The organism is Halanaerobium saccharolyticum, assembly GCF_003053565.1.
GTDB classification, from domain to species: domain Bacteria; phylum Bacillota; class Halanaerobiia; order Halanaerobiales; family Halanaerobiaceae; genus Halanaerobium; species Halanaerobium saccharolyticum_B.
In genome coordinates, this window is the sequence record NZ_QAXS01000004.1 from 1 (window position 1) to 26,341 (window position 26,341).

Annotated in this window: 21 protein-coding genes; all 21 read left to right on the forward strand. The window is 36.9% G+C overall.

Translation table 11 applies throughout. The features are described from left to right. The first annotated feature begins 133 nt into the window (after window positions 1-133). The 21 genes from ispG to C8C76_RS02490 all read left to right on the forward strand — a co-directional run bounded on the left by ispG (window position 134) and on the right by C8C76_RS02490 (window position 26,317). Window positions 134-1,186 (forward strand): flavodoxin-dependent (E)-4-hydroxy-3-methylbut-2-enyl-diphosphate synthase, encoded by a 1,053-nt coding sequence (gene ispG, locus C8C76_RS02390; protein WP_108138305.1) that lies wholly within the window; start codon window positions 134-136, stop codon window positions 1,184-1,186. 67 nt (window positions 1,187-1,253) lie between these two features. Further along, complete coding sequence (locus tag C8C76_RS02395; protein WP_108138307.1) at window positions 1,254-2,960, forward strand: proline--tRNA ligase; 1,707 nt, start codon at window positions 1,254-1,256, stop codon at window positions 2,958-2,960. Window positions 2,961-2,991: 31 nt separating this feature from the next. Then, entirely contained in the window at window positions 2,992-7,203 is a 4,212-nt protein-coding gene (locus C8C76_RS02400) for a PolC-type DNA polymerase III (protein ID WP_108138309.1), read from the forward strand. 283 nt (window positions 7,204-7,486) lie between these two features. Then, the gene (gene rimP / locus C8C76_RS02405) at window positions 7,487-7,957 is read left to right on the forward strand and encodes a ribosome maturation factor RimP (RefSeq protein ID WP_108138311.1); all 471 of its coding nucleotides are present in this window, start codon (window positions 7,487-7,489) and stop codon (window positions 7,955-7,957) included. Window positions 7,958-7,975: 18 nt separating this feature from the next. Next, window positions 7,976-9,211, forward strand: coding sequence for a transcription termination factor NusA (nusA, locus tag C8C76_RS02410; protein ID WP_108138313.1), 1,236 nt, complete (start codon window positions 7,976-7,978; stop codon window positions 9,209-9,211). A 39-nt stretch (window positions 9,212-9,250) separates the two neighbouring features. Next, window positions 9,251-9,511 carry an RNase P modulator RnpM gene (gene rnpM, locus C8C76_RS02415; protein ID WP_108138315.1) on the forward strand — a complete coding sequence of 87 codons (261 nt, stop codon included), beginning with the start codon at window positions 9,251-9,253 and terminating at the stop codon, window positions 9,509-9,511. 30 nt (window positions 9,512-9,541) lie between these two features. Then, entirely contained in the window at window positions 9,542-11,617 is a 2,076-nt protein-coding gene (gene infB, locus C8C76_RS02420; RefSeq protein ID WP_108138317.1) for a translation initiation factor IF-2, read from the forward strand. Window positions 11,618-11,629: 12 nt separating this feature from the next. Further along, entirely contained in the window at window positions 11,630-12,013 is a 384-nt protein-coding gene (gene rbfA / locus C8C76_RS02425) for a 30S ribosome-binding factor RbfA (RefSeq protein ID WP_108138319.1), read from the forward strand. Beyond that, entirely contained in the window at window positions 11,997-12,974 is a 978-nt protein-coding gene (locus tag C8C76_RS02430) for a DHH family phosphoesterase (protein ID WP_108138321.1), read from the forward strand. The genes rbfA and C8C76_RS02430 overlap by 17 nt, the downstream gene beginning before the upstream one ends. Further along, window positions 12,967-13,860, forward strand: a complete 894-nt coding sequence (gene truB, locus C8C76_RS02435; RefSeq protein WP_108138323.1) for a tRNA pseudouridine(55) synthase TruB — start codon at window positions 12,967-12,969, stop codon at window positions 13,858-13,860. Before C8C76_RS02430 ends, truB begins: the two co-directional genes overlap by 8 nt. A 16-nt stretch (window positions 13,861-13,876) precedes the next feature. Then, window positions 13,877-14,800: a bifunctional riboflavin kinase/FAD synthetase gene (locus C8C76_RS02440; protein ID WP_108138325.1), complete on the forward strand. Its 924-nt coding sequence runs from the start codon at window positions 13,877-13,879 to the stop codon at window positions 14,798-14,800. A gap of 99 nt (window positions 14,801-14,899) precedes the next feature. Then, window positions 14,900-15,166 carry a 30S ribosomal protein S15 gene (gene rpsO / locus C8C76_RS02445; protein ID WP_108138326.1) on the forward strand — a complete coding sequence of 89 codons (267 nt, stop codon included), beginning with the start codon at window positions 14,900-14,902 and terminating at the stop codon, window positions 15,164-15,166. A gap of 60 nt (window positions 15,167-15,226) precedes the next feature. Then, the gene (locus tag C8C76_RS02450) at window positions 15,227-17,317 is read left to right on the forward strand and encodes a polyribonucleotide nucleotidyltransferase (protein ID WP_108138328.1); all 2,091 of its coding nucleotides are present in this window, start codon (window positions 15,227-15,229) and stop codon (window positions 17,315-17,317) included. A 44-nt stretch (window positions 17,318-17,361) separates the two neighbouring features. Beyond that, window positions 17,362-18,201, forward strand: a complete 840-nt coding sequence (locus tag C8C76_RS02455; protein ID WP_108138330.1) for a deoxyribonuclease IV — start codon at window positions 17,362-17,364, stop codon at window positions 18,199-18,201. 2 nt (window positions 18,202-18,203) lie between these two features. Beyond that, a complete protein-coding gene (locus tag C8C76_RS02460) occupies window positions 18,204-20,654 on the forward strand; it encodes a helicase C-terminal domain-containing protein (protein ID WP_108138332.1) in 2,451 nt (816 codons plus the stop codon). A gap of 3 nt (window positions 20,655-20,657) precedes the next feature. Continuing rightward, window positions 20,658-21,584 carry a cell wall hydrolase gene (locus C8C76_RS02465; protein WP_108138334.1) on the forward strand — a complete coding sequence of 309 codons (927 nt, stop codon included), beginning with the start codon at window positions 20,658-20,660 and terminating at the stop codon, window positions 21,582-21,584. Window positions 21,585-21,595: 11 nt separating this feature from the next. Further along, complete coding sequence (locus C8C76_RS02470; RefSeq protein ID WP_258222408.1) at window positions 21,596-22,396, forward strand: polysaccharide deacetylase family protein; 801 nt, start codon at window positions 21,596-21,598, stop codon at window positions 22,394-22,396. Next, window positions 22,386-22,826 (forward strand): dUTP diphosphatase, encoded by a 441-nt coding sequence (gene dut / locus C8C76_RS02475; RefSeq protein WP_108138336.1) that lies wholly within the window; start codon window positions 22,386-22,388, stop codon window positions 22,824-22,826. Before C8C76_RS02470 ends, dut begins: the two co-directional genes overlap by 11 nt. A gap of 15 nt (window positions 22,827-22,841) precedes the next feature. Further along, the gene (gene thrB, locus C8C76_RS02480; protein WP_108138338.1) at window positions 22,842-23,771 is read left to right on the forward strand and encodes a homoserine kinase; all 930 of its coding nucleotides are present in this window, start codon (window positions 22,842-22,844) and stop codon (window positions 23,769-23,771) included. Next, entirely contained in the window at window positions 23,764-25,059 is a 1,296-nt protein-coding gene (locus tag C8C76_RS02485) for a homoserine dehydrogenase (protein WP_108138340.1), read from the forward strand. The genes thrB and C8C76_RS02485 overlap by 8 nt, the downstream gene beginning before the upstream one ends. Window positions 25,060-25,093: 34 nt before the next feature. Next, complete coding sequence (locus tag C8C76_RS02490) at window positions 25,094-26,317, forward strand: aspartate kinase (protein ID WP_108138342.1); 1,224 nt, start codon at window positions 25,094-25,096, stop codon at window positions 26,315-26,317. Window positions 26,318-26,341: the final 24 nt, after the last annotated feature.

The window sequence follows — 26,341 nt, forward strand, 5'->3', positions numbered from 1 at the left end:
TTCTTTAGATATCACCGGACAGATGTCCTAATACCAGTATTTAATTTTTAAGATTTTTATTTTTTGAATTATTTTAGACTTTTCGCAGTGCAATCATTTTATTTAATTAAGCTTAATTATTAAGAGGTGAATTATGTATAATAGAAGAAAGACCAGGCTTGTTAATTTTGCTGAGCAGCCGGTTGGTGGAGAATCACCGGTTTCTGTACAGTCTATGTGTAACACTAAAACTGAAAATGTTGAGGCGACTGTAGACCAGATTAAAAAGCTGGAGGCAGTTGGCTGTGAGATTATTCGAGTCGCTGTACCGGATCAAAAAGCTGCTCAGGCACTTGAGAAAATAAAAGCAGAAATAAATATACCACTCGTTGCTGACATACATTTTGACTACCGGCTGGCTTTAATGGCGGTTGAAAATGGAGTGGATGCACTGCGGATTAACCCGGGTAATATAGGAAGTGATCAGCGGGTTAAGGAAGTTGCACTTGCCTGTAAAGAAAAGCAGATTCCAATCAGAGTTGGCAGTAACTCCGGCTCAATTGAAAAAGAACTGCTGCAAAAATACGGTGGGCCAACTGCTGAGGCGATGGTTGAAAGTGCTTTAAGAAATGTAAAAATTCTGGAAGAAAATAATTTTAAGGATATAGTAATTTCACTAAAATCAAGCCATATTCCGACAACAATTGAGGCTTATAGATTGATGGCTGAGAAAGTTGACTATCCCTTCCATATTGGGATTACAGAATCGGGAACACCCTGGCGGGGAACGATTAAATCAGCTGCAGGAATTGCAGCGCTGCTAACTCAGGGTTATGGTGATACACTGAGGGTTTCATTGACCGGTGATCCTGTTGAGGAAGTAAGAGTCGGCTGGCAGATTTTAAAATCACTTGAGCTCAGAAAAAAGGGAGTAGAAATTATTTCCTGTCCTACCTGCGGCCGAACCAATATTGACTTGATTGCTCTCGCAGAAAAAGTTGAAAAAGAGCTGATGAAAATCGATAAGGAAATTACCGTTGCAGTAATGGGCTGTGCGGTTAATGGTCCGGGTGAGGCAAAAGAAGCCGATATTGGGGTTGCTGGTGGAATAGAAGAAGGTTTGATCTTTAAAGAAGGAAAGATTATCAAAAAAGTAAAAGAAGATCAATTATTAGAAGAATTGATGAAAGAAATTAATAAACTTTAAGTTATTTTAATTAGACAGCTGCTAAAAAATAAATAATATCTATAGATTAGAAATAGGAGTGATTAGGATGCGCATGTCAAAATTATATTTACCAACTTTAAAGGAAGATCCTGCAGAAGCTGAGGTTATCAGTCATAAATTAATGTTAAGAGCAGGAATGATGAGAAAACATTCTTCAGGAATTTATTCCTATCTACCTTTAGGTTATCGGGTGATCAAAAAAATAGAAAAAATCACCAGAAAGCATATGGATATGAGTGAAGCCCAGGAAGTTCTGCTGCCTATCATGCAGACTTCTGAAATCTGGAAGGATTCTAAACGCTGGGATAAATTTGGACCTTTGATGATCAAGTTTAATGATCGTAAGGCCCGGGAATACTGTCTGGGACCAACTCACGAGGAAGTTGTTACAGACCTGGTCCGAGATGAAGTTAGATCATATAAAGACCTGCCTTTAAACTTATATCAGATTCAGACTAAAGTTAGAGATGAAATCAGACCCCGTTTTGGTGTGATGAGGGGTCGAGAATTTATAATGAAAGATGCCTACAGTCTTGATATTGACTATCAGGGTCTGGACAAAAGTTATCAGGCAATGTTTGATGCTTATGAGCGAATTTTTGCAGAATGCGGCCTGGAAGCTGTAGCAGTTGAAGCAGATACCGGTGCAATGGGAGGAAAAGATTCTCACGAATTTATGGTGCTGGCTGATTCCGGTGAAGATGAGATAGCTTTCTGCAGCCACTGTGACTATGCAGCCAATGTAGAAAGGGCTACTTCTAAAAAAACTGATATAGACTTTGAGGTTGAAGCAGAAGTAGAAAAAATACATACTCCTGAGATAAAAACTATTAGTGAACTGGAGGAATATCTTGAAGTTCCTGCTGCTAAAATGATTAAGGCAGTTGCTATGGTGGCTGATGGGGAGGCTGTTTTAGCTCTTGTTTCTGGAGAAGATGAATTAAATGAAATTAAATTAACAAATTATCTGCAGGCAAATGAACTGCGGGCAGCTGAAGAGGAAGAATTTGCAGAACTCTTTAACAGTACTGCCGGATTTATTGGTCCTGTAGATCTGAATAAAGTAAGAATTGTTGCCGATCAGCGTCTTAAAAATATGTCGGGAGCAATAGTTGGAGCAAATGAAAAAGATTACCACCTAAAAAATGTTAAAGCCGGTAGAGATTTTGAAGTAGAGGCATTTACAGATCTTCGTTCAGTAAGAGGTGGAGAGAGATGCCCAAAATGTGACCAGGGTAAGTTAAATATCAAAGATGGAATTGAAGTTGGCCATATTTTTAAACTGGGAACTAAATACAGTGAAAATATGGGTGCCAATTATCTTGATGAAAATGGAAAAGCACAGCCAATAGTAATGGGAAGTTACGGAATTGGTATTACCCGACTGGTTGCGGCGGCAATTGAGCAGAACAATGATCAGTATGGAATTAAGTGGCCGAAGGCAATTGCTCCCTATCAGATAATTATACTTCCTCTCGGTAATGACGACCTGGTTCAGGAAAAATCGGAAGAAATATATCAGAATTTAAAAGCTCAGGGATGGGAAGTTTTAATTGATGATCGTGATGAGAGAGCTGGAGTTAAATTCAATGATTCTGAATTGATTGGAATTCCGCTACGGCTAACAATTGGTTCTCGTTCTTTAGAAAATGGTGTGGTAGAAGCAATGATCAGAGAGAATAATAGTAAATTAGAAATTGAACTTGATAATCTGGAAGCAGAGGTCGAAAAGCTGTTTGCAGAGATCTCTTAAGTTTTGATTTTTCATCTGGAAGGAGTATTTAATGACAAAGGCAGTAATCTTAAGAGAAAATTCAAATCTATATAGATATTTAGTATATAACCAGGAAGAAAAGACTATCTATTGTATTGCAGATAATGAGCATTCTGCTGCGGCAGAATCTGAAATAAAAAAGAAAATAGCTTTCAACAAAAATGATTTTCAGTTAAAAATGGTAACTGATTTATCATTAGAAGAAGAGCTGTTTTTGATCTGGCCTCAAATAATTAAAAATTTTGAGGTCTACTTTTCTTTTTCTAATAACTGGTTAAAAAGAGCTCAGCTTTTTTTAGAAGAGCAGGAATTAAAAATTAAAGTAGAAACAAAAATGGCCCAGAAAAAGCTGGCTCAGCCAAAGGTTATTAGTTTTCTGGAAAATAATATTAGCAAATATATTGGGGAAATAAAAAAAGTCAGTATCCATAATGGAGATTTCTTACCTGAAATAGAAGAAAAGGCTGATCCGACTAAGTTTAAGCAGCGTTCAGAAAGAACTGCTCCTCCATCTCAAAACTACTCAAAGGGAGGTTCAGGATCTTCTAAACGCAAAAGCAGAAAAAATAAAGACCGCTATGGACGGGTAATCAGAGGACAAAAAACTCATGATCTAGTCGATTTAGATACTGAAATCCCTTCTGTTATTGTAGAGGCAGATTTATTTGATATAGATGTCCGCCAAACACGAAAGGGAAGCTATCTTTATATTTTAAAGATTACAGACTATGACAGCTCTATTTCTGCTAAAACTTTTACTGACGAAAAAGATGATTTTTTAGATGGTTTAGCTAAAGGACAGCACTTAAAAATCAGAGGTAAAGTGACTTTTGACCCCTACAGTAAAGAATGGGGGATTATGTTTAATGATCTGGTACCTGTAGAAAAAGAAAAACGACAGGATCAGGCTGAAGAAAAAAGAGTTGAACTTCACCTGCACACTCAGATGAGCGCCATGGATTCTGTTATTAATGTTAAAGATGTAGTAAAAAGGGCTGGAGACTGGGGCCATCAGGCAATTGCGATCACAGATCATGGAGTTGTTCAGGCTTTTCCTGATGCTTATTCGGCCGGGGAAAAACATGGCGTAAAAATCATCTATGGTGTTGAAGCCTATCTGGTTGATGATGGTGAGCCAATCATTAACAATCCCTATCCTTCAGCTATAGATCAGACAGAATTTATTGTTTTTGATTTAGAGACCACCGGTTTAAATCCTTCCCAGCACGAAATAATTGAAATTGGTGCTGTGAAGATAAAAAATGGAGAAAAAATTGATGAATTTAAATCATTTATCAATCCGGGAGTAAAAATTCCTGCTAAGATTACTGAAATTACAGGAATAAATGATAGAATGGTTGCTGATGCTCCTGATCTAAAAACTGTAATTAATGATTTTGTTGATTTTGCTGGAGATGGTGTACTGGTAGCTCATAATGCAGATTTTGATTATGGTTTCATTCGCACAGCACTCGAAAAATTAGAAATCAAAAAAGATGACTATACAGTACTTGATACTCTGGGGCTGGCAAGAGCTTTGGTTAAAGACAGCAAAAATCATAAGCTGAACACACTTGCCAAATATTTTGGTGTTGATTTAGAAAACCACCACCGAGCTCTGGATGATGCAGCTGCAACAGCAGAAGTGCTATCTAAGCTTCTGGAAATTATTAAGGCTGATGGTTCTGACAATTTAAATCAGATTAACAGTTATATTTCTAAAATAGACTGGAAGGATTTGCGTCCTTTTCATGCTGTGATTTTGGCTGAGAATAAAAAGGGACTTAAAAATCTATATAAGTTGATTTCAATTTCTCATTTAAATAATTTTTATAAAAAACCAAGAATTTTAAAGAGTGTACTTCTTCAGCACAGAGAGGGACTGATTATCGGTTCGGCCTGTGAGGCAGGTCAGATATATAAAGCATTTGTAAACAACAGGCCGCGAAATGAAATCAAAAAAATAGCAAAACTCTATGATTATCTTGAACTGCAGCCTCTGGGCAATAATCAATTTTTAATTCCAGATAAGGTAAATTCCAGAGATGATCTCAAAGAAATTAACCGTAAAATTTATCAGCTCGGTCAGGAATTAAATAAACCTGTTGTAGCAACCACAGATGCTCATTTTTTGGATCCTAAAGACAGTATTTTTAGAGAAATCTTACAGACAGGTCAGGGTTTTAATGATGCTGATCAGCAGCCGCCAATTTATTATCGAACTACTGAAGAAATGCTCAATGAATTTGCCTATTTTGGCGAGGAAACAGCAAGAGAAATTGTAGTTGAAAACCCCAATAAAATCGCTGCTAAGATCGATAAGATCAAACCAATACCTGACGGTCTATTTACTCCAGAAATTGAAGGAGCAGAGGCTGAAATTCGCCAGATGTCCTATGAGCGGGCCCACGAATTTTACGGAGAAGAGCTGCCTCAATTAGTGATTGACAGGCTGGAAAAGGAGCTTTCTTCAATTATTGAAAATGGTTTTGCGGTTATTTATTTAATCGCCCATAAATTGGTTAAAAAATCACTTGAAGATGGATATCTGGTAGGGTCGCGAGGCTCTGTTGGTTCTTCTTTTGTGGCAACTATGACCGAAATTACAGAGGTTAACCCGCTGCCGCCACACTACCGCTGTCCTCAGTGCTCCAAACATGAATTTATTACTGACGGCTCAATTGGAACCGGAGTTGATTTACCCGATAAAGTCTGTCCCCACTGTGGAACTGAATATATAAAAGATGGTTTTGATATACCATTTGAAGTCTTTATGGGCTTTAAAGGAGACAAGGTACCTGATATCGATTTAAACTTTTCTGGTGAATACCAGGGTAAGATTCATAAGTATACAGAAGAATTCTTTGGTAGAGACTATGTATATAAAGCAGGTACAATTTCTACAATTGCAGACCGTACTGCTTTTGGTTTTGTCAAAAATTATCTTGATGATAAAGGTATGGAGGTCAAAAGAGCAGAAATTGATCGACTGGTAGCCGGCTGTACTGGAGTTCGCAGGACTACCGGACAGCATCCAGGGGGGCTGATGATTGTTCCCAAGGCCAACGAAATATTTGATTTCAGCCCGATTCAGCATCCGGCTAATGATCAGGATACTGATATTAGAACTACTCACTTTGACTACCATTCGATCAGTGGCCGGATTTTAAAGCTCGATTTACTCGGGCACGATGATCCGACTTCACTAAGACTGCTGCAGGATATGACAGGGATTGAACCTCAGGATATTCCCCTCGATGATCCGGATACAATGAGCATTTTTTCTGATACAGAAATTTTAGGTGTTGACCCAGAACTGCTAGGAACTGATATTGGTACTTTAGGAATACCTGAGTTTGGTACTTCTTTTGTTCAGCAGATGCTCAGAGATACCAGACCGACCACTTTTGCAGAACTGGTTCGGATAAGTGGACTTTCTCACGGTACTGATGTCTGGTTAAATAATGCTCAGGATTTAATTAGAGATGGCAAAGCAGAACTGGCAGAAGTTATCTCAGTTCGAGATGATATTATGAACTATTTACTTCAGCGTGGGGTTGAGCCTTCAACAGCTTTCTGGATTATGGAGCATGTTCGTAAAGGTAAAGGGCTGACTGAAGAAGAAGAGCAGGCAATGCGGGAAAATAATGTGCCTGACTGGTATATTGATTCCTGTAAAAAGATTAAATACATGTTCCCCAAGGCACATGCTGCCGCCTATGTAACAATGGCTTACAGAATTGCTTATTTTAAAGTTCACCATCCTGCTGCCTTTTATACTGCTTATTTCTCAATTAAAGCTGATGATTTTGATGCCCAGCTTGCCTGTAATGGCAGAGAAAGGGTAGTTAATAAGATTGAAGAGCTGGAAGCTCTAGGTAATGATATGACAGCGAAAGAAAGTGGAACCCTTACTGTTTTAAGAATTGTACTGGAAGCTATGATGAGAGGAATTGAGTTTTTGCCGGTTGATATCTATGAATCTGAAACTGACCGCTTTATTAAAAAAGAGGAGAATAAACTTTTAGCACCACTAATCAGCCTCCAGGGGCTGGGTGGAAGTGCTGCCGAAAGTGTTGTTCTTGAAAGGCAAAAATCAGATTTTACTTCGATCGAAGAGTTATCAAACCGAACTTCTCTAACTTCTACGGTAATTGAAGTTTTAAGAGAGCACGGCTCACTGGAGGGAATGCCGGAACGAAATCAGCTGTCTCTGTTTTAAAACCTTTGGTACCAGGTCCAAAACGGCCGTTTTGGACCTGGTACTGTTCGGTTGATCTTCGGATGCTGATTGTTTAAATGATAGTTTCAATATTTTCCAAGAGTTTCCAAGTACCCGGTACCATTTAAAACTTGCAAGTCTAAATAAGCTGTGATAGAATTATAGAGGAAAGAGTTCTGATAAATACTAATGTTGATTTTAGGAGTGGGGATGTCTTCCCACTCTTTTATTATAGTTTAGGTAATTTTTGAGAAAAATAAAATTAAATATTTAAGGAAGAGGGGTGTTTTATTTGGGAAAAGTTGCTGAAACAGTAACCGATTTTGTGCTTCCTATTGCCCATAGTGAAGATTTAAATCTGATTGATGTTGAGTTTTTAAAAGAAGGTAGTGATTGGGTTTTACGTATTTTTCTAGAAAATAAAGATGGTGATTTAACTATAGAAGAATGTGAAAAGGTCAGCAGATCCTTGAGTATAATTCTGGATGAAGAAGATCCAATCGATAAAAGTTATATATTAGAGGTTTCATCACCCGGGCTGGAAAGACCTCTTAAAACGGAAGAGGATTTTGAACGTTTTAGGGGAGAATTAATCGCAGTTAAAACTTTCAAAAAAATTAATGGTGAAAAAGAATTCATAGGAACTTTAAAGGAATTTGCAGATGATCAAATCACATTAATTTTAGATGATGATCAGGAAATATCGATTGACTACAGTCTGGTAGCAAGAGCTAATTTAACTTTTGAAATTTAAAATTGAGGGGGGAAAAATATGAATGTAGAATTCATTCAGGCCCTGGATGATATAGAAAAAGATAAAGGTATATCTAAAGATGTATTATTGGAGGCCATTGAAACAGCTTTAGTTTCTGCTTATAAAAAGGATTTTGGTTCTAAAGATAATGTTAGAATTGAAATTTCTGCAGAAGCTGGAGAAGTTAAAGTCTATTCTCGCAAAGAAGTTGTGGAAGAAGTTGAAAATAAAAATAGTGAGATATCTTTAACTGAAGCTGAAAATATAGACAGTAAGTATGATATTGGAGACATTGTTGAGATTGAGGTTACACCTGCAAACTTTGGTAGAATTGCAGCCCAGACAGCAAAACAGGTTGTAATGCAGAGGATCAGAGAAGCAGAAAGAGATGTAATTTTTGATCAATATAAGGAAAAAGAAGATGACCTGATAACAGGTACAATTCAGCGTTTTCATAATGATAATATCCTGATTGATATGGGTAAGACAGAAGCTTTACTGCCGCCTTCTGAGCAGATTGCTGGTGAAAGATATGAAATCGGTGAAAGAATTAAGCTTTATGTAGTTGAAGTAAGTACTACAAATAAAGGTCCAAGAATTCTGGTTTCCAGAACTCATCCTGGTCTTTTAAAAAGGCTTTTTGAGATTGAAGTTCCAGAAATTTTCCAGGGACTTGTAGAAATAAAAGCTGTGGCCAGAGAAGCCGGTCAGCGTTCAAAAATGGCAGTAAGCAGTTCTGACAGTCAGGTTGATCCTGTTGGAGCCTGTGTTGGCCCAAAAGGTATGAGGGTTCAGGCAGTTGTGGATCAGTTAAATAACGAAAAAATTGATATTGTAAAGTGGGATGATAATCCTGAGGTATTTGTTGCTAATGCTTTAAATCCGGCTGAGGTAGTAAGTGTCAATATTAATAAGTCTGATAAAATTGCTGAAGTGGTAGTTCCAGACTTTCAACTTTCGCTGGCAATTGGAAAAGAAGGACAGAATGCTCGTCTGGCTGCAAAATTAACCGGCTGGAAAGTTGATATTAAAAAAGAGTCTGAAATTGAAGCAGAACCTGAAAACATTGAAGAAATAGAACAGAGTGCTGCTGAGCTTGCAGAAAGTTTAGATGAATTTGAAGAAACAGAAAAAGATACTGAATTGGATAAAACTGAAACAGTGACTGAAAAAACAGCTGAAGAGGCTGAATCTGATAATCAAGTTGACATTCAAGCTGAAGAAGATGCTGAAGAGCTTGAAAAACTGGATTAAATTTATCAAATAAACCAAAAATCTTAAGGAGGATTGAGATTGCAGAGTAGAAGTCCTATTCGTCAATGTGTAGGTTGTGGTGCCAGAAGAGACAAGATTGAACTTTTAAGAGTGGTAAATAATAAAGGAGATATTTTAGTTGATCCAGGTGGGAGAACCCCTGGTCGAGGTGCTTACCTCTGTCCTAATATGGATTGTTTAGATAAAGCAGTAGAAAAAGGTGTTTTGAAAAAGGCACTTAGGAAAGATATTTCTGATGAAATTTATGAAAAAATTTCGGAGGAGATTAAACATGATTAACTAACAGCAGAATATTTTGGAGGTGCAAGTATGGCAAAAATTAGAGTATATAATCTGGCTCATGAGCTGGATATGGATAGTAAGGAAGTAATTGAATTATTAAATGATCTTGATATTGATGTATCAAGTCATATGAGTACGATAACTGACGAAACAGCAGAACTTGTAAAGGGTATGTATGCAGGTGATAATACTGCTGAAGAAAACAAAGAAGCACATAAGGAAGCTGTTAAAGCTGAAGCTGAAAAAAGCAAAGAAGAGGCAGAAAAAGCTGCAGAAGCAGCTGAACAGGCTGAATCTGAAGTAGAAGCAGAAGCTGAGGAAAATGAAGCAGAGGAAATTGAGGAAGATGCAGTAGAAATCGAAACCCCGATTACAGTTAAAGAATTTGCTGAAGAGATTGGTCAGGCTCCTAATAATTTAATTGTCGAATTAATGAACATGGGAGTAATGGCCAGTGTAAATCAGAGTTTAGATGAAGATACTCTGGAGTTACTGGCTGAAGAAATTGGTGTTAAAATTAAGTTCAAGTCTGAGGAAGAAGAAAAAGCTTCTTTAAGAGTTGGACCAGAAATTGAAGATAGAGAGGAAGACTTAGAAGTTAGACCTCCTATTGTCACAGTAATGGGTCATGTTGACCACGGGAAAACTACTCTCTTAGATGTAATTAGAGAAAGTAGAGTGGCCGGAAGTGAAGCTGGTGGAATCACCCAGCATATAGGTGCCTATCAGGCTGAGGTAGATAACAAGAAAATTACCTTTATTGATACACCAGGTCACGAAGCTTTTACAGCTATGAGAGCAAGAGGAGCCCAGATTACTGATATTGCAATTTTAGTTGTAGCAGCTGATGATGGAATTATGCCCCAGACTGAAGAGGCAATCAACCACGCTAAGGCAGCTGGAATTCCGATCATTGTAGCAATTAATAAAATTGATAAGGCGAATGCTCAGCCGGAACGGGTTAAGCAGGAGCTAACAGAATATGGCCTTGTTCCTGAAGACTGGGGTGGAAATACAATTTGTGTTAATGTTTCTGCACTGCAGAAACAGAATATAGGTGAACTTTTAGAAATGATCATCCTGGTTTCAGAGATGGAAGAATTAAAGGCCAATCCTAACCGTCTGGCTGAAGGTATAGTTATTGAAGCTGAGCTTGATAAAGGCAGGGGGCCTGTAGCAACTGTGCTGGTTAAGAATGGAACTCTAAAGGTTGGAGATCCACTACTTGCTGGTTTAACCTCCGGTCGTGTTAGAGCAATGTTCAATGAATATGGTGATTCCCTGGATGAAGCCGGACCATCATCAGCGGTTGAGGTACTTGGATTTAATGAGGTGCCTGATGCTGGAGATTTTGTTCAGGTTTTAGAAGACGAAAGACAGGCTAGAGATGTTGCTTCTGACCGTCAGGATGAAAAAAGACAGGCTGAGCTAAAATCTGATGCTAAGGTTTCCTTAGATGATCTGTACAAGCAGATCCAGGAAGGTGAAGTTAAAGAACTTAATATTATTATTAAGGCAGATGTACAGGGATCAATTGAGGCACTTAAAGCTTCACTGTTGAGACTTGGTACAGATGAAGTTACTGTTAATGTAATTCATACTGGTGTTGGTGGAGTTAATGAAACTGATGTTAACCTGGCCAGTGCTTCTAATGCTATCATTATTGGATTTAATGTAAGACCTGATAATAATGCTTTAAAAGCTGCTGAAAAAGAAAAGGTTGATATTAGAACTTATAGAGTAATTTATAAAGCTCTAGAAGATATCAAAGATGCGATGGCCGGACTGCTCGATCCTGAGTTAAGAGAAGAAGTCACCGGTAGAGCAGAAGTTAGAGATACCTTTAAGGTGCCTGATGTCGGCATAATTGCTGGTGCATATATTACAGATGGTCATGTGAACCGCAACTACGATGCTCGTTTAATTAGAGATGGAGTAGTTATTCACGAAGGAACAATTTCTTCTCTCAAGAGATTCGAAAATGATGTAAGAGAAGTTAAATCTGGTTATGAATGTGGAATTGGAATCGAAAATTATAATGATATCAAAGTTGGAGATATCATTGAATTCTATACTTATAAGGAGATTAAAAGATCCTTATAGAGGTGAGGTAAAGTGACAAATAAAAGAGCAATAAGAGTTGGAGAATTGTTGAAAGAAGAAATCAGTCAAATTGTCTTAAGAGAAATGAAAGACCCAAGAATTGGTTTTGTCTCTGTGACTGATGTTGAGGTGAGTGGTGATTTAAGACATGCTAAAGTCTTTATCAGTGTTTATGGAACTGATAAAGAAAAGGAAGAAACCCTGGAAGGTCTGCAGCAGGCTCAGGGTTTTGTACGCAAACTTGTCGGTGAAAGAATTAAAATTCATCATACACCTGAGATTATTTTCCGTTATGATGATTCTATTGAAAATGGAGTTCATATTTCTGAAATAATTAAAGATCTTAAAGAATCAGGAGAGATAAAGGAGTCTGACTCTGATGCAGAAAGAAATTAAAGAAATCATTAAAATTATAAATGAAAATGATAATTTTCTAGTCGTCGGCCATGTTGGAGCTGATGGTGACAGTATCGGATCAGTGACTGCTTTAACCCGATTACTAAAAAGGGAAATGAAAACAGCCAGAGCCTATCTGAATCGAGATACTCTGGCTCCTTTTTCTTTTCTGGGAGTTAAAGAGGATTTCTTTTATACTGATTCAGAGAAATTAAAAGAAGAGATGAAAGCAGAAGAATTTATATTAATCACCCTGGATTCAGGTACTTTAGAAAGAGTGGATTTGGACCAGGAATTAATAGATTCAGCTCAGTATATTATAAATATTGATCACCATGAAGACAACAGTCTTTTTGGTAAAATTAATCTTGTAGAAGCTGATCGGGCTGCTGTTGGTGAGATTGTTTATAATTTTGCTGCTGAAATCATAGGGGAAGATCTACCTTTAAATATTGCCGAACCCCTCGCTACGGCAATAATAACTGACACCGGAGCTCTTCGCTATGAAAATACAAGTTCCAGAGTTTTAAGAATTCTGGCTGAACTGATGGATGCTGGTGTGGATATTTATAAAATTAACAAGAAAGTATTTGGCAGTTTAAGCTACAGGGCTCTAATTTTAAAGGGGCTGGCACTGGCTACCCTTAACCGAAGCGAAGACGGGAAAATTGCCTGGCTTTATGTCAGCCGCCAGATGATGCATGAAGCTGAGACTGACTATACTGAAGGTCTGGTCAGTCTGGCCAGAGATATAGAAGAAGTTGAAATTGGAATTTTATTTACTGAGGAAGAAGAAAAAGAAATCAAAGTAAGTCTTCGTTCCAACTTTTATGCAGAAGTCAATAAACTGGCGGCCGAATTTGACGGCGGTGGTCATCCAAGGGCTGCCGGAGCAACAGTCGAAAAGACTTTAGAAGAGACAATCGATTCTGTGGTTGAGGCAGCGAAAAAATATGTTTAACGGTACTGCTAATATTTTGAAACCGCCCGGGATTTCTTCATTTGCCTTAATTAAAAGTCTGCGCTGGCTGCTGGATGAAAAAAAGGCCGGCCATACGGGAACTTTAGATCCTGCAGCCGCCGGAGTTTTAGGAGTCTGTTTCGGTAAGGCTACAAAAACAATTCCCTTTCTTGATGACAGCCGCAAAGAATATATTTGTGAGCTGAAGCTGGGTTCCAGAACTGATTCCCTTGATTTAGAAGGTGAAGTTATCAGAGAAGATGTAAACTGGAATCATCTTTCAGAGGACGAAGTGAAGGCAGCTGTTATGAGCTTTAAAGGCAAACAGCAGCAGGTTCCACCGATGTATTCGGCTCTTCATTATCAGGGCAAAAGACTCTATCAGCTTGCCCGGAGAGGAATTGTGGTAGAAAGAGAAAGCAGAGAGATAGAAATATTTGACCTGGAGCTCCTTGAAATTAATCTGCCCTTAATTCGTTTTCGCGCTGAAGTTTCCAGGGGAACTTATATTCGCTCACTTGTGAGGGATATTGGGGACAAATTAAATACCAATGCTGTGATGACTTTTCTGCTCCGAACAAAGTCCGGGCCTTTTAAGCTTGAAGATTCTGTCAGCTACGAAGAGATTGAAAATCAGGGTCAGGAAATCCTGCTTAAGTCTTATGAACCGCTTAATTTACCCCGCTATACTATTAAAGATGAAGAATATCAGCGGGCTGAAAATGGAAATTATCTAATCAAAGAAAATTTTGTGGAATCTGATATTGAGCTTGCTGTGGGCGAATATTTTCTTCTTTTTTCGGAATCTGGTGAATTTCTAGCAATTAGCCAGCATCAGCTTGAAGATGATTATCATATCTATCAACCACATAAAGTTTTTATCTAGTTTTGGAGGAAATAATATGCAGGTTATAACAAGTGATAAATATAATAAATTTAAAGACCGAAATACCTGTCTTGCCATTGGAGCGTTTGATGGTTTACATAAAGGCCACCAGCTGATTATTAATCAGGCGATTAAAGAAGCAAAAAATAATAATTACCCGGCTGCAGTTTTATCTTTTCATCCTCATCCCCTGGAGATTATTCCTGGTAAAACCCCACCACCATCTATAGTCTCACGCCAGCAGAAAATTTCTGTTCTGGAGGAAATGGGTGTTGATTATTATTTTGAACAGAAATTTACCCAGCAGTTTGCAAAAATGCGGGCGGAAGAGTTTATTAATAATATTCTGCTCAATAAAATTAAAGTAAATACGGTGGTTGTTGGCGATGATTTTCGCTTTGCTTATAAAAATGAAGGTAATGTTGAAATTCTAAAAAAGATGGGAGAACTGCACGGTTATCAGGCAAAGATTATTTCTCAGCTCCACGCCAGTGATGATCGGATTTCAAGTACAAGAATCAGGAATCTGCTTAAAAAGGGTAGAATTAAAAAAGCCAAAAAATTGCTCGGACGCCCATATCAAATCTGTGGTCAGGTGGTGCACGGAAAAAAAAGAGGTAGAAAATTGGGTTTTCCAACAGCAAATTTAAGTCTGGAAACTAATTACGCTCTCCCCCCCGAAGGAGTATATGCTGTTAAAGTTCACCATCAGGATCAGGTATATATTGGTGCAGCTAATCTGGGTTATAATCCTACTTTTAATAATCAAAAGATTTCTTTTGAAGTCTATATCTTAGATTTTGAGGATAATCTTTATGGTGAGAGATTGTGTGTAGATATTATTGATTTTATTAGAAGTGAAATAGATTTTAAAAATACAGAAGAATTAATTGAGCAGATGGAGCAAGATATTCTTTACACACGCGAGCTTTTATGTTAAAATTATAAAGAAAGTTTTAAATTACCGCTGGCTAGGATTTCGACTCTCCGACGTCTTCTTGGCCTGTGGCGAATTAATTTCACAGGAGGTGAATTTTTTATGTTAAGTAAAGAAGAAAAGCAAGATATTATTAAGGAATATCAGTTAGAAGAAGGTGATACTGGTTCTACTGAAGTCCAGGTTGCTCTTTTAACTGCAAGAATTGCTGAGTTAACTGAACACTTAAAAGACCACAAGAATGATCATCATTCACGAAGAGGTCTTTTAAAGATGGTTGGTAAAAGAAGAAAGTTATTAAGATACTTACAAAATAATGATGTTCTGCGTTATCGTGAACTTATTTCCAAATTAGGAATTCGCGGTTAATAATGCATACTAAAAGAGCGGGGCAATCCCCGCTCTTTATTTGAATAAGGAGGAAAAAATATGAAAGAATGGACAATTGATTATGCCGGTGACGAATTTAATTTACAGACCGGTAAGGTGGCCAAACAGGCCAACGGATCAGTAGTAGTCCGCTGTGGTGACTCACAGGTTTTAGTTACAGCAACTATGGATGATCCAAGACCAGGAATGAACTATTTTCCCTTAATGGTTAACTATGAGGAAAGAGTTTATGCAATCGGTCAGATTCCTGGAAGTGTTATGAGAAGAGAAGGAAGACCTAGAGATGAAGCTACTTTAGCTGCTAGAGTAATTGACCGCTCTATCAGACCATTATTTCCAGATGGTTACAGACGCGATGTACAGATAGTTGCTACTATTTTATCTGTAGATGATGATCATGATCCAGAAGTACTTGCTTTAAACGGAGCTTCTGTTGCTCTAACTTTATCTGATATTCCTTTCGCTGGGCCAATCGGAGGAGTAAAAGTTGGTTTAGTTGATGGAGAAATTGTTATCAATCCAAATGAAGAGGAAAGAGAAAATAGTGACCTTGATCTGGTAGTAGCAGGAAGCAAAGATGCTATTATGATGGTAGAAGCCAGTGCTAATGAGGTAAGTGAAGAAAAGATCTTAGAAGCAATGGATGCTGCCCATGAAGAGATTAAAAAGTTTATCGCTCTGCAGGAAGATATCAGAGAAGAAGCAGGTAAAGAAAAGATGCCTTTTGAATCTCCAACTGTAGACGATGAGATTCAGGAACAGGTTGACCAAATTCTTGGAGAAAAAATGAAAGAAGCAATTCAGATTCAGGATAAGAAGCCGAGAAATAAGAGGCTGGATGAGTTGAAGGAAGAGCTTAAAACTGCAATTAATCCTGATGAAGATGAAGAGATTAATGATCAGCTTGAATTAGCTTTTGAAAAAATGATTAAAAAGTCTGTTAAGAGCTTAATCATTGATGATGGAGTTCGTCCTGATGGCAGAGATTATGATGAAATCAGACCTATCTGGGCAGAAGTTGATTTTGTACCAAGAGCTCACGGTTCTGGAATTTTCACCAGAGGTGAAACACAGGCTTTAAGTGTTTTAACTTTAGGATCAGCCAGAGATGAGCAAACTATATTTGGACTCGGTGAAAATGAGACCAAACGCTATATGCACCACTACAACTTCCCATCTTTCTGTGTTGGTGAAACATCTCCAATGCGCTCACCAGGAAGAAGAGAAATTGGACACGGTACTTTAGGTGAAAAAGCTTTACTGCCTGTTATTCCATCTGAAGAAGATTTCCCTTATACAATCAGAATTGTATCTGAGGTTCTTGAGTCTAATGGATCTTCATCTCAGGCAAGTATCTGTGGTAGTAGTTTAGCCTTAATGGCTGCTGGTGTTCCAATCAAAGCACCTGTTGCAGGTATTGCTATGGGACTAATGAAAAAAGATGATGAGATTGTTGTTTTATCTGATATTCAGGGTTTTGAAGACTTCCATGGTGATATGGACTTTAAAGTTGCTGGAACTAAAGATGGAATTACAGCCTTACAGATGGATATGAAATTAAAAGGTCTATCTTCTGAAGTCTTAAAAGAAGCATTAGAAAAAGCTAAAAAAGGTAGAATGCATATTATGGGTAAAATGCTGGATGTAATACCAGAACCTCGTCCAGAATTATCCGAAAATGCTCCTGCAATCATTACCATGAACATTGATCCAGAAAAGATCAGATTTGTTATCGGTCCTGGTGGTAAGATGATCAATAAGATTATTGATGAAACTGGAGCCGATATTGATATTGAAGATGACGGTCTGGTTAAAATTATGACAGAGGATCAGGAAGGTGGACAGAAAGCAAAAGAAATGATTGAGCGCCTGACTGAAGAAGTAGAGGTAGGAAAAATCTATCAGGGTAAGGTTAAGCGAATCATGAACTTTGGTGCCTTTGTAGAAATTCTGCCTAACAAAGAAGGTTTAGTGCACATTTCCAAATTAGCTGATCACCATGTAAAAGAAGTTGGAGATATGCTTTCTGTAGGAGATGAAATTCCTGTAAAAGTTATTGAAATAGATAATCAGGATAGAATTAATTTATCTCTAAAAGATGCTAAAAAAGAACTGGAAGATAAAGAGTAAGCTGAAATAAAGCTGAATTATAAATAAATGGAGATGACTTTTAAATGATTTTAGGTAAACATGTTTCTATAGCTGGCGGCCTTGATAAAGCTTTTAAAAGAGCTGCTGATATTGGCTGTAATTCAATGCAGATTTTTGTTAAGAATCCTCGCGGCTGGAAAATGCGCGAAGTTGATGCAGCAGAAGCAGAAGAATTCAGGGCGGAAAGAAAAAAATATAAGATTAATCCAGTTGTAGTTCATGCTGCTTACCTGATCAATCCGGCATCTCCAAAAGATGAATTATGGGAAAAATCAATTTCAGCTCTTAAGTCTGAATATCAGCGCTGTGACAGACTCGGAGCTGAATACCTGATTTTTCATCCAGGCAGCCATACAGGATCCGGAATGAAAAAAGGAATTGCGAGAATTGCAGAGGCTTTAAATGAAATTTTAGCTGAAGTAAAATCAGAGACTATGATTCTTTTAGAAAATACTGCCGGTGCCGGTACAGGTATTGGTGCAGACTTTAATCAGCTAAAAGAAATTATTGACCGGGTCGATTATCCTGAAAGATTGGGAATTTGTATTGACAGCTGTCATGCTTTTACAGCCAGATATAATCTAAAAGAAAAATCTGGTTTAGAAGAACTAATTAGTGATTTTAATGAGCTGATTGGACTTAATAAGTTGAAAGTAATTCACCTCAATGATTCCAAATATGACTGCTGTACAAATAAAGATGAGCATGCTCATATTGGAGAAGGCAAAATTGGTAGTGAAGCTTTTAAAAGATTAATTAACCATCCTCAATTAAAGGATAAGGTATTTATTCTGGAAACACCTCAGTTTGATAAAGATAGAGATGATGATCTTATTTTATTAAAAGAATTAAGGGAGGACTAAAGTTGTCTGCTAGTGCTGAAATGTTATTAGAAGTTGGCAAAGAAATAAAAAAAGAAATAGAGACAGCAGCTGGGAATGAAATTTTTATTAGAGCTCAATTAAATAATAAAAATATCATTGAAGAGTTTGAAGTGCTGGCCAGAGGCAACAGTTATTCGGCACCTGCAGTTATTAATAATTTAATGGCTGGAGAAATGGTTATTCACAATCATCCTTCTGGAGACCTGACACCTTCTGCAGCTGATATTAGACTGGCAGCAAAAATGGCAGCCAGAGAAATTGGTTTTGCGATTATAAATAATCAGGCTGATCAAATTTATGTTGTAGTTGAAGCAGGAACAAAAAAAGAAAAGAAAAAATTAGATAAAGAGGAAGTTTTAAGTTATTTTAAAAAAGAGGGGAAATTAGCCGGTGAATTAAAAGGTTTTTCGGAAAGAAAAGAACAGCTGCTTACAGCTGAAAAAATTATCGATTCATTTAATCAGCACCAATTTGATTTCATTGAGGCTGGTACCGGGACTGGAAAATCTTTTGCCTATTTAATACCTGCTCTTTTTTATAATGATTTAAATCAGGCTAGAATAGTGGTTTCGACAAATACAATTAATCTTCAGGAACAGCTGATTAATAAAGATTTAGTTACCTTACAGCGGGTGCTTGATTTTGATTTTAATGCAGTTTTAGTTAAAGGGAGAAATAATTATCTCTGCCTGAGGAAATTCAAAAATTTTAAAAAGAATTTTGATAACAACGAGCTTGAAATAGACGAGAAAATTTTTAGCGAGCTAAATGAGTGGAAAAAGCAGACTGAAAGTGGAGAAAAAAGCGAAATTAATTTTCAGCTGAAAAATAAGGTCTGGAATCAGATTGCTGCCGAAAGTGATCTCTGTTTAAAGACATCCTGCCCCTTTTATGCTAACTGCTTTTTTATGCAGGCCAGAAAGAAAATATATAAGGCTGATATTTTAATTGTCAATCACCATCTTTTATTGTCTGATGCAAGAGTAAAAGAGGATACAGGTTCTGTTGACCGAGGTATTTTACCCAATTTTAATCATCTAATTATTGATGAGGCTCACAATATTGGCGAAATTGCAACTGATCATCTGGGCTACCCGCTTTATCAGCCCCTGCTGGATAACTGGCTTAAAAGACTGAGTGGAGACAAAAAATCATTACTGTCAGAAATTAGAGAAGATATTGCCTTTACTGTTGATTCTGATCAAAAAAGGCTGCGGGAAATTTTAGATAAAAGAATAATTCCTACAACCCAAAAAATAAGAGATTTAATTCCTCAGTATTTTAATGAACTCAAGGATTTGATTTCTGATTATAAGGATAAAAAGATTACAGTTGATGATAAATTAAAAAGCAATCCTAAATGGCAGGAATTCTATCAGACTGCCCAGGATCTGGCTGCTTATTTAAAAAACGATTTTTCTTTTCTGCAGATCATTTACGAAAATTTATATCTTGGTCTGGAAGCAGAGACAGATGAGAGTGAAATGAAAATCAAATCCAGTTTAAATCGCTGTCAGGATTTAATAAAACGTATAGAATTCAATTTAAAGGCTGAAGATGATGATTATGTTTTCTGGCTGGAGTCGAGCTACTATAGAGGCTCTGAACAGACTGTGCAGAAATCAGCTCCGATTGATGCTGGAAAATTTCTGCCGGATATGATTTGGTCAAAATTAACGAATATCATCTTTACTTCTGCTACAATTACAGCTGCCGGCTCTTTTGATTATTTTTACCGCGAAACCGGGATATCTAAAGCGGAAGAGCTTAAGGTGGAATCACCTTTTGATTATTCAAAACAGGCAGAACTTTTGATTCCAGTGGATTTTCCAGATCCAGGCAGTAAAAGTTTTCTTAAGGAACTTGTGGTCAGCCTCAAAGAAATTATTTCTAAAACTCAGGGCTCAACGATGGTTTTATTTACCTCCTATCGTATGCTCAGCTACTGTTATAACAACTTAAAAGCAGAGCTGGAAGAGATGGGGATTAGAATATTGTCACAGTCAAAATTATCCCGAAATTATATTATGCAGGAATTTCACAGTGAATATAAAACAATAATTTTTGGGACTTCAAGCTTCTGGGAAGGAGTAGATTTACCTGGGGATCTGCTGAAATATCTGGTGATGGTTAAACTTCCATTTCCTGTTCCTGGTGAGCCGCTGTATCAGGCAAAAGAAGATCTCTTAAAAGCAAAAGGTCTTAACCCTTTCTATAATCTTGCTCTACCTCAGGCGGTAATTAAGTTCAGGCAGGGTTTTGGAAGATTAATCCGCTCCAAAAAAGATTCTGGTTATATTATTCTATTTGACCGGAGAGTTAAAAGTAGATCTTATGGACAGAAGTTTTTAGATTCAATTCCGACAGGATGTCCGGTCTTCGAAATCAATCAAAAAGAAATTATAAAAAAATTAGAGAATAATGGAGTTTAAAATATGACTAATACAAAAATATTTACAAAATACTTTTTAATTTTAGCCGCTATCCTTATATTTTCTACTGCTGTTAATGCTGCTCCCAGTCTAAGTTTAATCTATGTCATTCAGCAGGGTGATACACTTTCTGAGATTGCTGCTGATTATGATGTTGAGATAGAGCAGTTAAAAGCTGAAAATAACATTTCTAATCTGGCAGATATTAAAATGGGTGATGAACTGGTTATCCCTAAGAAGCTAGTTAAGAAGGATCAAAAAGAAACAGAGACACTATTTAGTGATTTCAAAACTCGCAAAGAAGAACTTTCTTTTTCGATTAATACTCACTATGCTGCCAGAATTAACCCCGGTCATCAGGCCCCTGATATTGACAAGATACCAGAGGATAAAATTATAGATTATTATGTTGGACCCGGTGACACTCTTTATGATCTGGCGAGAGATTTTAGTACTACCATTGGGACAATTTTAGCCCTTAACGATAAAGATAATAGTTATTTGCGCAGTGGAGAAAAAATTAGACTTCCGATTCATAATTTAACTTCTCATCAGATATTGAACCACAGGGTCAGCAAACAGGAGCTTGATCTTTTAGCTCGAGCTATCTATGGTGAATCCAGGGGAGAACCCTATGTTGGTCAGGTTGCTGTGGCTGCTGTAATCATTAATCGAGTCTTAAGCCGTCAATTCCCAAATACCTTTGCCCAGGTTATATATCAGGGAGGGCAGTTTTCGGCAGTTAGCGATGGTCAGATTAATCTGACACCAAATCAGACTGCTTATAGAGCAGCAAGAGAGGCACTAAACGGCAGTGATCCAACAAATGGAGCTCTTTATTTTTACAACCCTCGAACAGCTACTCGAGTTAGTTTTTTTGAAGGTAGAAGAGTAATAACTAAAATTGGCGATCATGTTTTTGTAGAATAGGGGTGAAGATTTTGCTATCTTGTTCAGCCGAAACTTTCCAGCTTTTTAAAAAGAAGCTGGCTTATTTTTTTATAATAATAATAATAATATTTTCCAGTAGTTCTGTTCTGGCTCAAAATAACTTTAGGAGCAATTACAGCTCCCGAAGACTGGTTCCAATTTATCAGGTAGATAGAAATGATCATAAAATTACTCTCACAGTTGATGGAGCCTGGGGCAGCAATCAGACTGAAGCTCTGCTGGAACTGTTTAAAAAAGAAGATATTAGTGTTTCATTTTTCTTTGCCGGCATCTGGCTGCAGAATAATCCAGATCTAGTTCAGAAAATTTTAGCTGCTGGACATCAGATTTATAATCATTCCTACAGCCATTCTCATTTTAATAATTTAACTAAAAATGAAATAATAGAAGAGCTTCAGAAAACTGAGGCAATAATTAAGCAGTATCAAAACTCTGAAACTGGACTTAAACTTTTTAGACCACCCTATGGTGAGTATAATGACTTAGTAATCAAAACAGCAAGAGAACTTGGCTATCAGGTGGTTCAGTGGAGCCTTGATTCTCATGACTGGATGGATCCCGGCCGAGAATATATAGTTGAGCGGGTTATAAAGAATATTAACTCAGGAGATATCCTACTTTTTCATAATAATTCAGAGAATATTGTAGAGATACTAAGTGAAATCATTCCAACTCTAAAGCAGGATTATCAATTTGTCAAAATAGAAGATCTAATTTATAATGATAACTATCAGATAAGTTCTCAAACTGGTTTACAATACAAAATAAAGGATGATGCTAATGGAAATTAAAGTAGAAAAGGTCAATAAGGATATTGAATTACCAAAATACCAGCATTTTGGCGAAGATGCCGGTCTGGATCTGCATGCAGCAGAAGAACTAACAATCAAAAGTGGAGAATACAAATTAATAAAAACAGGTCTTAAAATTGCTGTTCCCAGAGGTTATGCAGCTTTTGTATATCCGCGCAGTGGTCTAGCTTTAAAAAAAGGTGTTACAGTTTTAAATGCTGATGGAGTAATTGATTCCGGTTATCGCGGAGAAGTTGGAGTTATTTTAATTAACCATGGGACTGAAGACTTTAATGTCAATTTTAATGATAGAATAGCCCAGCTGATAATTCAGCAGGTTAATACAATAGAGTGGAATGAAGTAGAGAGTTTAAGTGAAAGTCAGCGAGGAGAAGGCGGCTTTGGCCATACCGGGATCAAAAAGAATTAGGAAAGGATAATTAATATGCCTAAAATAAAAGTGCCGGCAACTACAGCAAACTTAGGCCCCGGTTATGATACTCTGGGGCTTGCTTTAAGTTTATATAATGATTTTGAGATTGAAAAAAGAGAAGACGAGCAGTTAAAAATTAAAATTATCGATCAAAATAAAAATAAAGAAATAAAAATTGCCGCTGAAGATAATCTGATAGCCCTGGCCTATAAAAAATATTTTAACTTTATTGCTGAGGATTTAAGAGGTGCTGAAATAGTTGAGAAAATGCATACTCCCCTGGCCAGAGGTCTCGGCAGCAGTTCTTCGGCTATTATTGGAGGCCTGGCTGCAGCAGCAGTAGTATCAGGTAAATTAATCAGTGAAAATGATTTTATCCAGCTTGCTGTTGAGTTAGAAAAACATCCAGATAATGTTGTTCCGGCTCTGGTTGGTGGGCTAACAGTAAATTTTTATTGCAATAATAACTATGATTATTATAAAATAGATGTGGAGCAGGAACTTGATTTTATTCTGGTAGTACCGGACTTTGAGCTGAAAACTGAAAATTTGAGGCAGGTTTTACCAGCAGAAATAGATTATCCGAGTGCAATTAATAACCTCAGCCGAGTTGGTCTGCTGACAGCAGCCTTTATTAATAGAGATTATAAGCTTTTAAAAACTGCGATGGAGGATCAACTGCATCAGCCGTACAGAAAAAAACTAATTAAAGGCTTTGACCAGGTACTTGAAGCAGCCTACAGCAGTGGTGCTTATGGAGCAGCGCTGAGTGGTGCTGGACCAACAATTTTAGCCTGTGCCCGGCAGAATTCTGCTCAGATTGCCGAAAACATGAAAAAGGTATTTGAGTCCAATTCTATCAGAACAGATTCTTTTATAGTAAAAGCCTGTAATCAGAGTTTATATCAGTATTTAAAAGAGGAGATATCTCAGAATGCTTAAACTGGCCCTGATCGCCAATCAAACAGACTCTTTAGAGGGTTTTTTTGATTTTTTCATAGAAAATAAAAATAAAATAGAAAAAAAGGCTGCTCAGAAGTTTGAAATTACATATATTTTTAATGATTCTCCAGAAAATGAAGTCAAAGCTTTTTTGGCAGCCCGGGATGTCGATTTAAAAGTTACTGATAATTATCAGCAGCTGGTAAAAAACAAAGAAGTTGATATAATCATAGAATTAAGCCGTAAATTTGAAACTGCGGATTATCTGCTTCAGGCCTTAAAAAATAAAAAACAGGTAATTACAAGTAACCATAAGGTTCTGGCAGAAAATTATCTGTTGATCAAAGAGGCTGAGAAGAAGTTTAGAACCAGGGTGTTTTTTTCTGCCGTATTTTCGCCCCTACCTTTAAAAACTCTGCTCAATAATTTCTATTCTCTGGATGAAGTTAAAGAAATCAATGGGGTTTTAAATGCAACTACCAATTTCATTTTATCTGAGATGGAAAAAAATACTGTAAGCATGAAAGAAACAGTTGAACAGGCAAAGGAATTGAGCTATACTGAAGAAAATCCTGAATTTGATTTAAGCGGTCGGGATAGTTTAAATAAAAGTATTTTGCTGGCAGATTTGATTTACAACACAGCTCTTGATCCTTCTCAGGTTCAAGCCAAAGGGATAAAAGGTATTACAAGTTATGACCTGATCTATGCAGCAGAGCTCGGTTATAAAATAAAATTAATTTCTACTATTAAGAAGCAGGATGAGAAAATATATTTTGGAGTTAGACCAAATTTAGTTCCTGAGAACTCTTTTTTCTCTTCGTTAAATGATAACAGTAATGGAATAGAGTTGTTTTCTAATTATAATTCTAGAACCTTTATTAAAGCCGAAAATAATGAGTCAGCTGCTTCCAATCTATTCAGCCAGGATTTAATAAGTGCTGCCGAAATCATCAGCTCTCAAAATGATATTAATTTTGATTTAGAAGCCTTAAGAGCAAATAAAATTAATCTAGATGACCTTTATCAGCAGCAGGCAAACAACTTTTATGTCAGACTGCAGCTTGAAAAAGATAAACAGATAATTGAAAAAATCAAAGATATTTTTTCAGAAAAAAATCTGGCAGATTTAATTTTACATGATAATTTAACTGAAACTCCACTGCTGCCCGTCATAATCATTACTAAAAAAATCAAAGAAAAAGATTTAGAAGAACTACTAAAAGAAGTCGAGAATCTAGAAGGAGTTCTAACTGTTAATAATGTAATAGCAGTTAAAACAGAATAATAATTTTATCATTAACAATAGGAAGGTGAAACAGTTGTCATTAATTGTACAAAAATATGGAGGAAGTTCAGTAGCAAATCCTGAATTAATTAAAAATGTTGCCAGAAGAGTAATCGAGGGGTATGAGGAAGGCAATCAAATGGTAGTAGTGGTTTCAGCAATGGGAGATACTACAGACCATTTAATAGATCTAATGGGAGACATCACTGATGACCCTGACCCAAGAGAAGTAGATATGCTTTTAACTACAGGGGAGCAGGTTTCAATTGCCCTATTAACCATGGCAATTCATTCTCTTGGTTACCCGGCAATCTCTTTAACCGGCAGTCAGATGAAAATTAAAACTAATGAAAAACATAATCAGGCGATGATTACAGATGTAGATACCACTCGTTTGAGAAAAGAACTAGCAGAAAATAAAATTGTAATTGTTGCTGGTTTTCAGGGGGTAAATGATAATCAGGATTTTACAACCTTAGGTCGAGGAGGTTCCGATACTACAACTGTAGCTGTGGCAGCAGCTATGAATGCTGACCGCTGTGAAATTTATTCTGATGTTGATGGAGTTTATACTGCTGACCCCAGAATAGTAGAAAATGCCAGTAAGCTCGACTCGATTTCATATGAAGAAATGCTGGAACTTGCAAATTTGGGTGCTAATGTCCTTCATCCAAGAGCAGTTGAGCTGGCAAATAATTATAATTTAGACTTATATATTGCCTCAAGTTTTAATAAAACCATGGGGACAATTGTTAGAGGAGATGAGAGTATGGAAGGTAAAAAAAATGTAGTTGGAGCAGCGAGTGATTTAGGAGAAATAAAAATTACAGTTGAGAGAGTACCGGATGAGCCGGGGATAGCAGGTAAAATGTTTAAGGCTTTAGCTGATGCAGGAGTCAATGTTGATATGATTATTCAGAACCTGCAGCGGGATGAACTAAATGATATTACCTTTACTATTAATCAGGAGCAGGAAAAATTGGCAGTTAAGGTCCTGGAAAAAATAAAGGAAAAACTTAAATTTGATAACTATACAATCGATAGAGATGTTGCAAAAATTTCTATTGTTGGAGCAGGAATGCAGTCAACTCCAGGGATAGCAGCCAGAATGTTCAGCTCATTTGGGGAAAATAATATTAATATTGAGATGATTACAACCTCTGAGATTAAAATTTCCTGTTTAATAAAAAAAGAAGAAGCAGATAGGGCTTTAAATGTTTTACATAAGGAATTTAAGCTGGATCAGATAAATAATTAAATATTGCAAAAACTTAAATTTTCG

Excerpts from the sequence above, each read along its gene's own strand:
- truB (WP_108138323.1), top strand. The coding sequence starts at position 12,967 with ATGTTTAACGGTACTGCTAATATTTTGAAACCGCCCGGGATTTCTTCA.
- C8C76_RS02465 (WP_108138334.1), top strand. The coding sequence starts at position 20,658 with ATGACTAATACAAAAATATTTACAAAATACTTTTTAATTTTAGCCGCT.
- C8C76_RS02485 (WP_108138340.1), top strand. The coding sequence starts at position 23,764 with ATGCTTAAACTGGCCCTGATCGCCAATCAAACAGACTCTTTAGAGGGT.
- nusA (WP_108138313.1), top strand. The coding sequence starts at position 7,976 with ATGAATGTAGAATTCATTCAGGCCCTGGATGATATAGAAAAAGATAAA.
- infB (WP_108138317.1), top strand. The coding sequence starts at position 9,542 with ATGGCAAAAATTAGAGTATATAATCTGGCTCATGAGCTGGATATGGAT.
- rpsO (WP_108138326.1), top strand. The coding sequence starts at position 14,900 with ATGTTAAGTAAAGAAGAAAAGCAAGATATTATTAAGGAATATCAGTTA.
- C8C76_RS02440 (WP_108138325.1), top strand. The coding sequence starts at position 13,877 with ATGCAGGTTATAACAAGTGATAAATATAATAAATTTAAAGACCGAAAT.
- C8C76_RS02430 (WP_108138321.1), top strand. The coding sequence starts at position 11,997 with ATGCAGAAAGAAATTAAAGAAATCATTAAAATTATAAATGAAAATGAT.
- C8C76_RS02395 (WP_108138307.1), top strand. The coding sequence starts at position 1,254 with ATGCGCATGTCAAAATTATATTTACCAACTTTAAAGGAAGATCCTGCA.
- C8C76_RS02400 (WP_108138309.1), top strand. The coding sequence starts at position 2,992 with ATGACAAAGGCAGTAATCTTAAGAGAAAATTCAAATCTATATAGATAT.
- ispG (WP_108138305.1), top strand. The coding sequence starts at position 134 with ATGTATAATAGAAGAAAGACCAGGCTTGTTAATTTTGCTGAGCAGCCG.
- dut (WP_108138336.1), top strand. The coding sequence starts at position 22,386 with ATGGAAATTAAAGTAGAAAAGGTCAATAAGGATATTGAATTACCAAAA.
- C8C76_RS02450 (WP_108138328.1), top strand. The coding sequence starts at position 15,227 with ATGAAAGAATGGACAATTGATTATGCCGGTGACGAATTTAATTTACAG.
- thrB (WP_108138338.1), top strand. The coding sequence starts at position 22,842 with ATGCCTAAAATAAAAGTGCCGGCAACTACAGCAAACTTAGGCCCCGGT.
- C8C76_RS02455 (WP_108138330.1), top strand. The coding sequence starts at position 17,362 with ATGATTTTAGGTAAACATGTTTCTATAGCTGGCGGCCTTGATAAAGCT.